Below are 12,220 nucleotides of genomic sequence, written 5' to 3'. Positions count from 1 at the left end.
ATTCGGCACCCCATTTCGGCGAGGGGGTGCCTTTCCTCCCCCATGTCGTGGCCTGGAATCTCACGAAGCGGTGCAATCTCGCATGCTCGCACTGCTACATCTCCGCGGGATCGTGGCATGCCGCCGAGGGCGAGCTTTCGACGGCGGAGTGCCACCGGATTCTGGACGAAATCCTTGAAGTGAACCCGAATCCCGTGATGATCCTCTCCGGCGGGGAGCCCCTCCTCCGGGAGGACCTCGAGGAGATCGCCCGCCACGCCTCGACGGCGGGGGCGACGGTGGTCGTCGGAACGAACGGGACCCGCCTGACCGGACCTCGCATCGCCTCCTTGCAAGGAGCCGGCGTCACCGGGGTCGCGATCAGCGTGGACTCGCTTCGCAATGAGTATCACGACCGATTCCGGCATGGGCAGGGCGCCCTCACGGAGACGTTGGGCGCGGTCCGACGCCTCCGCGAAGCCGGTCTCGATTTCATCGTCCAGACGAGCCTGACCCGAGGAAACCGGAGCGAGCTCCGCGACCTCGTTGCCTGGTCCGCCGATGAGGGCGCAGTCTCCTTCAATCTCTATTTCCTCGTCCCCACGGGACGAGGCGAGGCGATGAAGGGGCTCTCCCCTGAAGAAAACGAAGGTGTCCTGGAGGAGCTCGTCTCGCTCGAATGCGAGTATCGCGGTCGGATGATGATTCGCTCCAAGTGCCAGCCCCAGCTGATGCGCCACGTCCTCCAGGGTGACCCGGAGTCGCCCCTCCTGAACTACCGGACGCGCTGCCCCTGCGGGGTCCAATACTGCCGCATCACGCCCGAGGGAAAGCTCACCCCCTGCCCGTACACACCGGTCGTCGCGGGAGATCTGCGCGAGACCGGATTCCGCGAGGTCTGGGAGCGGTCCTCCGTCTTCCACGCGCTTCGCCACGGCGAGCTCGGGGGACGCTGCGGAGCCTGCGAGTTCCGCTCCGTCTGCGGAGGATGCCGCGCGCGGGCGTACGCGATGACGGGGGATCTCCTCGGGCCGGACGACTCTTGCGCCTACGATCCCCCGGGGAACAGGCCGGTCTTCGAGCCGGCACGGGCCGTCACTTACGGCGCGGCGAGCGAACCAACACTCCCCTGGAGCGCTGAAGCGGAGGAGCGGATGCGCCGGATTCCGAGCTTCGTTCGTGGCGTCGTGACTTCCCGCGTGGAAAGTTTCGCGCGGGAGCGCGGATACGAGCGCGTGGACCTCGAGGTGATGGCCGAGGTGCGGAGAAACATGCCGGTGGATTTTTCGAAGCGTCTCCCATTTTTCCTCCGACGCGGGGGGGAAGCTTAGTGATGAAGGAATCGTCGAGATTCGACGCCGGGTTGGCGCCCGGAAGGGTCCTGGCCGCCGTCCTCCTTTCGGGAATCGTGTTGCTCGCGGGCATGGCCGGCCCCCTCCTCGCCCAGGGTTACACCCCTCCGACCTACGGCGCGGACGCTCCGTTCGTGGGAAGCCGCGCGGCGGTCTGGATCGTCGCTCAGGTGCATCTCATGTTCGCCGCTTTCGTTCTTGGCGTCCCCATGTTCGCGGTGATCGCCGAGGCGATCGGGATCTGGGGGAAGGATGCCCGCTACGACAAGCTCGCGAAGGAGTTCACCCGCCTCCTCCTCGTCGCCTACAGCGCGACGGCGCTCCTCGGCGGGCTCTTCGTCTTCCTCCTGACGACGCTCTACCCGGCGCTCTGGAGCTACATGAGCGAGGTCTTCCGGATCTCGATGTGGATTTACGCCGGACTATTTTTTGCCGAGTCGGCGACGCTGTACATCTACTACTATGGATGGGATCACTGGAAGGCGGGACGCGCGAAGCTCGGGCACTGGGGGATGGGGATTCTCCTGAATGTCTGGGGCACGGTCGTGATGTTCATCGCGAACTCCTGGCTCACCTTTATGATGAGCCCTCCCGGCGACCTCACCCCCGATACGGCCCCTGCCACCGTCCAGTTCTGGAGCGCATTCGCAAACGCAACCTGGATGCCGATCAACATCCACCGCCTGATCGCGAACGCGGTTTTTGGGGGCGCGGTCGTCGCGGCCTACGCGGGTTACCGCTTCCTCAAGGCAACGTCGGACGAGGAGCGGGCGCACTACGACTGGATGGGATACGTCGGAAACTTCATCGCCATCGGCGTATTCCTCGTCCTCCCCTTCGCCGGATACTATCTGGGGCGGGAGATTTACGAGTACAACCAACAGATGGGCGTCACGATGATGGGGGGCTTCATGAGCTGGCTCTGGATCGTCCAGGCCTTCCTCATTGGCATCCTCTTCCTCGCCGGAAATTACTACCTCTGGCTGGGACTTGGCCGGATTCCCGGGGGTGAGCGCTTCGCCCCTTATACGAAGTGGATGCTCCTCATCCTCGTCCTCGGCGTGATCGTATGGGCGACTCCCCACTCGATGATCGCCGACCGTGAGGAGCTGGCAGCGATGGGGGGGACGCACCACCCCTTCCTCGGAGTCCTCGGGGTCATGAGCGCGAAGAATACTGCGGTGAACCTCATGATCCTCACGACCTTCCTCTCCTTCCTCCTCTACCGGCGCGCCAACAAGAATCCGACGGTGAGCTGGGCGGGGACGGGGACGATGACGCAGGGGATCCTCCTCGCGGTGTGCGCGGGAATCGTCCTCTTTTATGGCGTCTACGGCTACTTCGTCCCCGCGATCGTGCGAATCGGCTTTTCAGTCTACCAGGTACTTGCGGTCCTCTTCACGATCATCGCGGTCCTGACGCTCGATGTCCTCATTGCGCGCGGGGCCCAGTCGCGCGGCGCGATCCAATGGGGGAAAATGCCGCCGCGCTCCCAATACGCGCTTTTTGTGCTGCTCGTGACCTTCACCTGGCTGATGGGGCTCATGGGCTTCGCGCGGAGCGGGATCCGCCAGCATTGGCATGTCTACGAAGTCATCCGAGACACGAGTGAATATGCGGCGACACCGGCGCTCGGGTACGCGGCGCAGATCATCAGCGCCTGCGTCCTCGTCTTCCTCGCGATGATCTCTTTCGTCTTCTGGATCGGGGGGATGATCGCGAAGCCGGAGCTGACGACGGCGAAGGCCCCGCCCGGAGCGGCACCGCTGGCGAGCACGACGGGAAACAACCCCGATGCCGAGCCCGGACTCGGCTCAGGCCTCCACCCGGCCCCTGGCCACTGAGCGAGGGAGACACACGCATGGGTTCGGTGGATTTGAAGATCATCGCCCTCGTTCTCGGGACGATCGGGTTCTATACTCTGGTCGCGAACGCGATCCCGCAGGTCCAGTCGGAGGTGCCGGCGGAAGCGGACTTCGGGGCGGACGTGACCGCGGAGGAGCTCGTGGATGTGGGGCTCTCGTTATACGAGGGAGCGGGCGGGTGCACCGCCTGCCACGCGGAGTCTCCCGGGGCGCGCGCTCCGAACCTCCTCACCGACTACCGGGGCCAGGGAACTATCGGCGCGCGATGCGGAAATCGAGTTCCCGGCCTGGCCTGCAAGGACTATCTGCATCAGGCGCTCTCCGATCCCACGACCCACCTCGTGGACGAATATCCCCCGATCATGCCGTCCGTCGCACGGACCATGGACTCTCAACAGGTCTGGGCGATCGTCGCGTACCTCGAATCGAACGGGGGAGAGGTGACGGTCACCGCGGCCGACATCCAGGCGGACGCGGTGGGGGCCACGGGGTCCGTGGCCGGTGGTGCCCCGGCAGGGGGTGGGGCCGCGGCCGGACCCGCGGTCGCCGGCGAGGATCCCGTCCAAATCACGCAGACGCTTTGCGTCATGTGCCACCAGATCGGCGGACAGGGGGTGGCCCTGGGTCCCCCCCTCGACGGCATCGGCAGCCGACTCAGCGCGGAACAGCTCCGCACCGCGATTCTCGACCCGGCCGCTTCGATGGCCGTGGGTTTCGAACAGATGTCCGGAATCATGCCCGCGACCTTTGGAAGCCAGCTCACGGCCGGTCAGCTCGAGGCCGTGGTTCGACACCTGAGTGGGCTCCAGTGAGGAGACGATGAGCTTCATCCGACACCCGTTCTGGCAGGCCGCCTTCGTCCTGGCCATCGCCTACGCACTCGTCAAGGTCGGGATTCCGTATCTCCCGCCCTTCGTCGGCGTGGCGAGCGCCCCCGTCCCGAGCACGGTGATCCTCCAGTACATGCTCACCGTGACGGTCGGACTCCTCGTCTGGGTCAGCAGCAACGAGGAACGGTGGAAAGAGTTCAAGGAGCCGATCCAGGCGGTGATGGTCCAGCCGGAAAAGAAGGGGCTCCGATCCGTTTTCCTGCTCGCGATTCCGGCCCTCGTGGCCTTCGGCGCTTACGACACGGTTCGACCGAAGATCGCCGCGCCCGCCTCCCTCCGCTCGGTCCACCCGGCACCCCCGCCCCAGATCACCTTCCGGGGTGAGACGATGGTCCTCAACGGGCTCGAGAATCCGCTCCACGAGGAGATGGCGCCCGAGGCGGCGTACGAGCTCGGAAAGGAGATCTACTACCAGAACTGCATGCCCTGCCACGGAGATTACCTCGACGGAGCCGGGCACTACGCCGCCGGATTCAACCCGACTCCCCTTCCCTTGCGCGGCGGCGGCACGATCGCACAGCTCACCGAGAGCTTCGTCTTCTGGCGGATCGCGAAGGGTGGACCGGGGCTTCCTCGCGAAGGCGCTCCCTGGAATTCCGCGATGCCCGCCTGGGAGGAGTTCCTCACCGCCGAAGAGATCTGGGCCGTGACGCTTTTCCTCTATGAGCAGGCCGGGGTGGCCCCCAGGACCTGGGAAGAAGAGGAGGAAGGGTGATGCGCACCTCCCCGCTCAGGGCTCTTGCGACCATCGCCGCCCTGCTCGCCGTTGCTCCGTTCACCGCCGCGCCGGTTGCGGCGCAGGACCTGGCGCACGGCCAGGAAGTCTACGAGCGCTGGTGCGCCTCCTGCCACGGAATCGAAGGGACCGGGGATGGTTCCGCGGCGGCTCGAATGCTGCCGCGCCCCCGCGACTTCACGCGCGGCATCTACCAGGTCCGCACGACGGCCACCGGTGACATCCCCTCGGACGCAGACATCCTGCACGTCATCAATGTCGGGATGCCGGGAACCACGATGCCCGGATGGGAGGGACAACTTCCAGCTTCGGACCGGGAGGCACTCGTCGCGCATGTAAAGTCCTTTTATCCACCGTTCGAGACCCTGCCCGTGCCGACTCCGCTCGAGTTCGGGGGGGCGTCGGGCTCGTCCGCGGACCGAATCGCCGAAGGGCGCATCTTCTACGATTCGATCGAATGTTTCCAGTGTCATGGGCAGGCGGGACGGGGCGACGGCTCCTCCGCCCCACCTCTCGAAGACGATTGGGGAAGTCCGATCCGCGCGGCCGACCTCACTCAGAACTGGCGATTTAATGGGGGCGGTACGGTCGAGAACATCTACCGACGTCTCCGCACCGGCCTCGACGGGACCCCGATGGCGCAGTTTTCAGACCTCATTGATGCCGGATTCATGACGGAGGAACAGCTCTGGAGCCTGGCGCACTACGTGCGGAGCCTCTCTCCGGAACGGACTCCGGCTCCGCGCGAGGTCATTCGCATCCAGCGCGTGGACCCCGGCCTCATCCCCAACGACCTCGCAGATCCGCGGTGGGACGAGTTGGAGCCCGCATACGTCCCCCTCGTCGGCCAGATCGTCGCGCGCCCCCGATGGTTCGACCCTTCGGTGAACACCGTCTGGGTTCAGGGAATGCATGACGGATACGAGCTCGTCCTCAAGCTGACCTGGAACGACCGGTCACTGAGCCCTGATCCGGTCTGGACGACGGACTGGCAAGCCCGAGTCCTCGCGGCGATGGAACCGCGGGAGGACGGAGATCTGGCTCCAGGTCCCCGGCCGGACCGACTCACCGTGCAGTGGGGGAACGAGATCCCGGAGGGGATGGACCTCCCCTACTTCCTCATGGGGGACGCGCGTACGCCCGTCTTCCTCTGGCAGTGGCGGAGCGACGAAGCCCGGGTGGAACGCGGAGTTGCCAACGGGATCAACGCGATCCGATCCAGCGGCCCGGGCGGTGTGACCGCCGAGGCGCAGTGGGCGGACGGCCAGTGGCAGCTCCTCCTTCGTCGGAGCTTCGAGCCCACCGACGTCGAAAACGAGCTGCGATTCGAGGTGGGCCGGGCGATTCCCTTCGCCCTTTTCGCCTGGGACGGCGACAACGGCGAGGCAGGAGCCCGGGGCGCCATCAGCTCCTGGTACTATATCTATCCGGAGGAAGAAGTACCGGCGTCCACGTACGTGACCCCTCTCCTCGCATTCCTCGTGACGGGCGGGCTGGGGTTATTCGTCGTGGGCCGCGCCCAACGCCGGGAGCGCGAGGGCCTGAAGCGCATGGGCTCCTGAGAAACCTCGGATTCCGAGGCCAGATTCGACCACTCAACTCACCCTGGAGGGGATGAGCCATGAAGATCCATGAGAAGGTGTTACACACGTTGACCCCGCTCGTCGTGGTCGGGGCGCTCGCTGGATGTGGCGGAGGTGACGGAGGTGACGCCGCGGGCGGCGCTGCCGGTGGTGGCGCTACGGAGGCGCCCTTCGACATGGCGACCGCGGGACACGTTACCGGGATGGTGATGTTCGAAGGCACGGCTCCGGCGGATACACCGATCGACATGACCTCGGAGCCGACCTGCGCGGCGAAACATGCGACGCCCGCGATGACCGAAAGCTTCAAGGTGAGCGCCGGCCATCTGGGCGATGTCTTCGTCTACGTGAAAGAGGGGCTCGAGGGGATGAGCTTCCCCGTCCCGGCCGAGGCGACGCTGATCAACCAAGACGGCTGTCAGTACCTCCCTCACGTCTCGGGGGTGATGGTGAACCAGACCCTCACCTTCCAGAACTCGGACGGGCTCCTCCATAACATCTCGGCGAGCCCGACGGTGAACCGGGGCTTCAACATCACTCAGCCGGTCAACATGACGACGGACCGGACCCTCGCCCAGCCCGAGGTCATGGTCCCCATCCAATGCGACGTGCATGGGTGGATGAACTCGTACGTGGGAGTCGTGGCCCATCCTTACCACGCCGTCTCGAACGCGGGGGGCACCTTCGACCTCCGAAATCTCCCTCCGGGCGAATACGTCCTCGAGGCGTGGCACTCCCGGCTCGGCACGCAGGAGGCGACGGTGACGGTGGCGACCGGCCAGACCGCCACGGTCTCCTTTTCCTTCACAGAGGCGATGCTCGCAAACGCGGTCGTGCCTCTGGGTGAACCGATCGACCCGCACTTCCATACTCCGGAAGAGCTCGCGGCGGCCGGGTACGCTCCCGCGGTGACGGGAGCGGATCAGTAAGGGTTCGGCGGGAAGCGCGTTCACACTCGGTGACGGGGAGATCAAGCGAATGGATTGGCTGCTAGACCCAAGCGTGTCCACCTTCGGGCCGGACATAGACCGGATTTATTACATCATCCTGGTCATCACCGGCGCCGTGTTCTTCGGCACGGAACTGCTCCTCGTGTACTTCCTCTTCAGGTACCGGCATCGCGAGGGACAACGCGCCGAATACATTCACGGAAGCACGAAGGCCGAGGTCATTTGGACCGCGGTTCCCTTCGTCATCGTTGTGGTGCTGGCCTTCATGAGCGCGCCGGTTTGGAACCGGATCAAAAATCCGGAGGTGTTCCCGGCGGACAGTTACGAAGTCATGCTGACGGCACGACAGTTCGAGTGGGAGACCCGCTACGCGGGGGCGGACGGCCAGTTCGAGACCGCCGACGACTTCACTCTCCTGAATCGCATGAACGTCCCCGTGGACCGGCCGATCCTCATCCACCTCGCCTCCGAGGACGTAATCCACTCTTTCTTCGTTTACGACTTCAGGCTGAAGCAGGACGCCGTCCCGGGGATGGTCATCCCCATCTGGTTCGAGGCCATACAGACGGGCGAATACACGCTCGGCTGCGCGGAGCTGTGCGGCACCGGGCACTCCACGATGGACGGCATCGTGGCGGTCCAACCCCAGGCCGAGTTCGAAGCATGGGAGGCGACCCAGGTCGCGGCGCGCCAGGCGGTGCTCGGCGGCGTACTGGCGTCGTTGGATATCGGTGCGGAGGCGGGGAACGGCGCGGTGACATCCGGCCTCGCGGAAGGCGCCGCAACTCCCATGCACGAGCACGGAGATTTCTGAAGGGGAACTGGGAACCAACGATGAACACGCGCCAAGGGAGCCGGAAACAAACATGAGTCACGTGGCCACAAAAACGGACTACGACCTCCTTCCCTTCGCGGGAGAGCACCATGAGGAGCTCTCCTTCGTCCGGAAGTATATCTTCTCGACCGACCACAAGACGATCGGGAAGCAATTCCTCTTCATGAGCCTCCTCTTCCTCCTCCTGGGGGGGACGCTCGCCACCGTGATGCGGTGGCAGCTCGGCTTTCCGGGAACGCCCCTCCCGGTGGACATCCTTCCCGAGACGATGGCTCCCGGCGGGATCATTCTCCCGGAGTTTTACAACTCGCTCGTGACGATGCATGGGACCTTCATGATCTTCTTCGCGATCATGCCGCTGCTCGTCGGAGTGTTCGGGAACCTGCTGATCCCCCTTCAGATCGGCGCGGCCGACATGGCCTTCCCGAAGCTGAACATGTTCTCGTTCTGGCTCGCGGTGCCGGCCGGCTTCATCATGCTCGCGAGCTTTTTTGTGGAAGGAGGAGCGGCGGGCGCGGGGTGGACCTCGTACGCACCACTCTCGACGTCGGGCGAATTCACCGGCGTCTACCTCGGCCAACAACTTTGGCTGATCTCTCTTTTCCTCCTCGGCTTCTCGTCCATCACGGGAGCCGTAAACTACATCACGACCATCATCAACCTGCGGGCCCCGGGGCTCACCTGGTTCCGCCTCCCGCTCACCGTCTGGGCGCTTTTCATCACGGCGATTCTCGTCCTCCTCGCGATGCCGATCCTCGCGGGAGGGCTGATCATGCTCCTCACGGATCAGACGCTCGGGACGACCTTTTTCAAGCCGGAACTCGGCGGTGAGCCTCTCCTCTGGCAGCACCTCTTCTGGTACTTCGGCCACCCCGAGGTTTACATCCTCATCCTCCCCGCGATGGGGATTGTCTCCGAGGTGATCGCAAACGGGGCAAGGAAGCCCGTATTCGGATACCACTCGATGGTCTTCGCCATCGCGGCGATCGCGCTCCTGAGCTGGATCGTGTGGGGACACCACATGTTCATGAGCGGGATGAACCCGAGGCTCGGGATGACGTTCATGTTCACCACGATCGTCATCGCGGTCCCCTCCGCCATCAAAGTGTTCAACTGGCTCGGCACACTCTGGAAGGGGAACATCCATTTCACGACTCCCTTCCTGCACAGCGTGGCCTTCGTCGCCCTTTTCATCATCGGAGGACTCTCGGGAGTGTTCATGGCGTCCACGCCGGTGGATATCCCGATCCACGACACCTACTTCATCGTGGCGCACATCCACTACGTCCTCTTCGGAGGAAGCCTCTTCGCGATCTTCTCGGGGATCACCTATTGGTATCCGAAGTTGTTCGGGACGTTGATGAACGAGACCTGGGGAAAGATCCACTTCATTGGGACCTTCATCGCTTACAACCTGGCATTCTTCCCGATGCACGGAATCGGGCTCCAGGGGATGATGCGGCGTCTCTACGACCCGACGCTATACGCGTACCTGCAGCCGCTCCAACCCTGGAACGTCTTCATCTCTTATTCGGTATTCGTGCTCTTCGCTTTCCAGTTCATCTTCGCGGCGAACTTCCTCCTCTCGATCTGGAAGGGGAAGAAGGCCGGCCCGAATCCATGGCGAGCGAATTCCATCGAGTGGAGCGCACCTTCACCTCCGCCTCACGGCAACTTCGAGCGGATGCCGGTCGTTTACCGGGGTCCGTATGAATACAGCGTTCCCGGCGCCCGCGAGGACTTCATTCTCCAGACGGATCCGCCGGATTCGTCCGTGGCGCCGCACCACACCTCCGCCTCCACTTCGCACTGAGAGAGACGCCGATGACGAGTCACGCAGCCGCGATCCCGATGGACCAGCGGCGTCCCGAGCCCGGGGTCGAGTTTTATACCATGAAGCTCGGGATGTGGATCTTCCTCCTTTCGGAGATCATGTTCTTCACCTCGCTCATCGGAGCCTACGTCATTCTCCGGTTCGCCCATCCGGAGCAGTGGGCCTATCCGGGCGAGGTGCTCAACGTCCCCCTGACGGCGATCAACACCTTCGTCCTGATCTGTTCATCCGTCACGATGGTGAAGGCCTTCGCCGCGCTGGAACATGACGACCAGAAGGGGCTCCAGCTCTGGTTGGTCGCCACGATCCTCCTCGGAAGCACGTTCGTCGGGGTCCAGGTGTATGAATACATTCACCTGGCGGCCGACGGATTCATCCCGGTCGCCGCCAATTACAGCGCCGAGGGAGGACCGCTTTACGGCTCGACCTTTTACCTGATGACCGGATTTCACGGGCTCCACGTCACGATCGGGGTCTTCGCCCTGATCGGCGTGCTGATCCGCTCCATGGGAGGGCATTTCAACTCGAAGAAGGTGGGCGGTGTCGAGATCATGGGGCTTTATTGGCACTTCGTGGACCTGGTCTGGATCGTCCTCTTCACCATCGTCTACCTCGTCTGAGGGAGGCCGTTTAATGGCATCCGCCGAAAAAGTTCACCCGCCGTACATGCTGATCTGGTTCGTTCTGGCCGTTCTCATGTTCGGCAAGGTGGGAATCATGATGCTGGGGCTTCCGACGGCCGTATCGGTGACCCTCCTCGTCATCGTGTCCCTGACCAGCGCTTTATTGGTCGCGATGTACTACATGCACCTGCGGTTCGAGCCGAAGAAGCTCTGGATCATCGCCGCGGTGCCGATCCCGTTGATCTTCATCCTGATCCTCACGGTGATCCAGGAGTTTTGAGAGAGCCATCCGGCCGCCCCCGATCCATGCCGGCCGGGGAGGGCGCCGGCGAACCGGAAGAGCGAGGAGTATAGATCATGCACAGCGACCATCCGCTGATGGTGGGAATGTTCTGGGGAGGGCTGATCGTCTCCGCGGTCCCTCTCCTCCTGTCCCTCGGGATCGGGATCTTCATTCTGCGCCGCCACGTGAACGCCGGGCGCCTCAGGAGGCGTCTCGACGACTGACTCCGCGCCCACCACATCCCCTCGAACTCTGACCGAAGGAGGTCCCGAGATGCCGATCGCAAATCAAGGTTTCTGGGCACGAGGAGTCATCGCGGGGGTGCTCGGCGCGACGGTGCTGGCTCTCTGGTTCCTCATCATTGACGCGTCCCTGGGACAGCCCTTCCACACCCCCTCCCTCCTTGCCCACTCCCTCTTCGGTGTCGAGGGGCTGGAATCGAGCCCCGGAAGTATCGCGCTCTACACGGTCATTCACTACCTGGCCTTCGTGGCGATCGGTCTTCTCGTGACCCGCCTCTTCATGGCGGTGGCGTGGGGCCCGAACACACTTCTTGGCGTCGTTCTCGGCTTCGTACTCTTCGACCTCGCTTTTTACGCGAGCATCTACATTACGGGCGTGGACGTCGTGGAAGAGCTGGGTTGGGTGGAGGTGCTGGCGGGGAATCTGCTGGCGGGGCTCACCATCATGGGTTACCTGCGCCTTACAGGGACGGTAAGATCGCTCACCTGGTGGGAGGCGCTCGCGGAGCACGACATCGTTCGGGAAGGGCTCCTAGCGGGGCTCGTGGGCGCCGTGACGGTCGCGGCCTGGTTCTTTTTCTTCGACCTCACCCAGGGACGCCTCCTCTTCACTCCGGCCGCGCTCGGCTCCGCGCTTCTCCTCGGCGCCTCCAACACGGAGATGATCGAGGTGACCTTTTTCACAGTCGGAGGCTACTCCATCCTCCACTTCGTGACCTTCGGCGTGATCGGGCTCATTGCTTCCGCGATCGCGTGGGAAGCCGAATCGAGGCCACCGATCATCCTCGGCGCGATTCTCCTCTTCGTCGCTTTCGAGTCCTTCCTCCTGGGACTGCTCGCGATCGTGGCGGAATTTCTCCTGGGTCCGATCGCCTGGTGGTCCATCGCGATGGGAAATGTTCTGGCGGTGGCGGCGATCGGGATCTACCTCTGGCAACGGCACCCGAAGCTCAGGGAAGCGCTCGCGTCTGATCCTTTCGACCGGACCTCCTGACCCGATCGGATCTCGCGACGAAGGGTGGGGGGGGGGGGGGGGGGGGGGGGGGGG

Annotated in this window: 12 protein-coding genes; all 12 read left to right on the top strand. The window is 64.0% G+C overall.

Annotated elements, in window-relative coordinates; translation table 11 throughout:
• Positions 1-26 precede the first annotated feature (26 nt).
• The gene (locus WEG36_02570; protein ID MEX1256480.1) at positions 27-1,310 is read left to right on the top strand and encodes a radical SAM protein; all 1,284 of its coding nucleotides are present in this window, start codon (positions 27-29) and stop codon (positions 1,308-1,310) included.
• A 2-nt stretch (positions 1,311-1,312) separates the two neighbouring features.
• Positions 1,313-3,175: a cytochrome ubiquinol oxidase subunit I gene (locus tag WEG36_02565; GenBank protein ID MEX1256479.1), complete on the top strand. Its 1,863-nt coding sequence runs from the start codon at positions 1,313-1,315 to the stop codon at positions 3,173-3,175.
• A gap of 17 nt (positions 3,176-3,192) precedes the next feature.
• Complete coding sequence (locus WEG36_02560) at positions 3,193-4,008, top strand: c-type cytochrome (protein ID MEX1256478.1); 816 nt, start codon at positions 3,193-3,195, stop codon at positions 4,006-4,008.
• Between the two features lie 7 nt (positions 4,009-4,015).
• On the top strand, positions 4,016-4,801 hold the full coding sequence (locus tag WEG36_02555; protein ID MEX1256477.1) for a cytochrome c: 786 nt from the start codon (positions 4,016-4,018) through the stop codon (positions 4,799-4,801).
• Complete coding sequence (locus tag WEG36_02550) at positions 4,801-6,384, top strand: c-type cytochrome (GenBank protein ID MEX1256476.1); 1,584 nt, start codon at positions 4,801-4,803, stop codon at positions 6,382-6,384. Before WEG36_02555 ends, WEG36_02550 begins: the two co-directional genes overlap by 1 nt.
• Positions 6,385-6,443: 59 nt before the next feature.
• The gene (locus WEG36_02545; protein ID MEX1256475.1) at positions 6,444-7,334 is read left to right on the top strand and encodes a carboxypeptidase regulatory-like domain-containing protein; all 891 of its coding nucleotides are present in this window, start codon (positions 6,444-6,446) and stop codon (positions 7,332-7,334) included.
• A 49-nt stretch (positions 7,335-7,383) separates the two neighbouring features.
• Positions 7,384-8,169, top strand: a complete 786-nt coding sequence (gene coxB, locus WEG36_02540; GenBank protein MEX1256474.1) for a cytochrome c oxidase subunit II — start codon at positions 7,384-7,386, stop codon at positions 8,167-8,169.
• A 52-nt stretch (positions 8,170-8,221) separates the two neighbouring features.
• Positions 8,222-10,003, top strand: coding sequence for a cbb3-type cytochrome c oxidase subunit I (locus WEG36_02535; GenBank protein MEX1256473.1), 1,782 nt, complete (start codon positions 8,222-8,224; stop codon positions 10,001-10,003).
• 11 nt (positions 10,004-10,014) lie between these two features.
• Entirely contained in the window at positions 10,015-10,644 is a 630-nt protein-coding gene (locus WEG36_02530; protein MEX1256472.1) for a cytochrome c oxidase subunit 3, read from the top strand.
• Between the two features lie 13 nt (positions 10,645-10,657).
• Positions 10,658-10,927 (top strand): cytochrome C oxidase subunit IV family protein, encoded by a 270-nt coding sequence (locus WEG36_02525; protein ID MEX1256471.1) that lies wholly within the window; start codon positions 10,658-10,660, stop codon positions 10,925-10,927.
• Between the two features lie 77 nt (positions 10,928-11,004).
• A complete protein-coding gene (locus WEG36_02520; GenBank protein ID MEX1256470.1) occupies positions 11,005-11,154 on the top strand; it encodes a hypothetical protein in 150 nt (49 codons plus the stop codon).
• Between the two features lie 49 nt (positions 11,155-11,203).
• Positions 11,204-12,166, top strand: a complete 963-nt coding sequence (locus WEG36_02515; GenBank protein ID MEX1256469.1) for a hypothetical protein — start codon at positions 11,204-11,206, stop codon at positions 12,164-12,166.
• Positions 12,167-12,220 lie beyond the last annotated feature (54 nt).

This window comes from Gemmatimonadota bacterium (assembly GCA_040882465.1).
Classification (GTDB): domain Bacteria; phylum Gemmatimonadota; class Gemmatimonadetes; order Longimicrobiales; family Gaopeijiaceae; genus JBBEBG01.
Note: the sequence above shows the minus strand (reverse complement) of the source record. Positions and strands in the feature narration are given on the sequence as shown.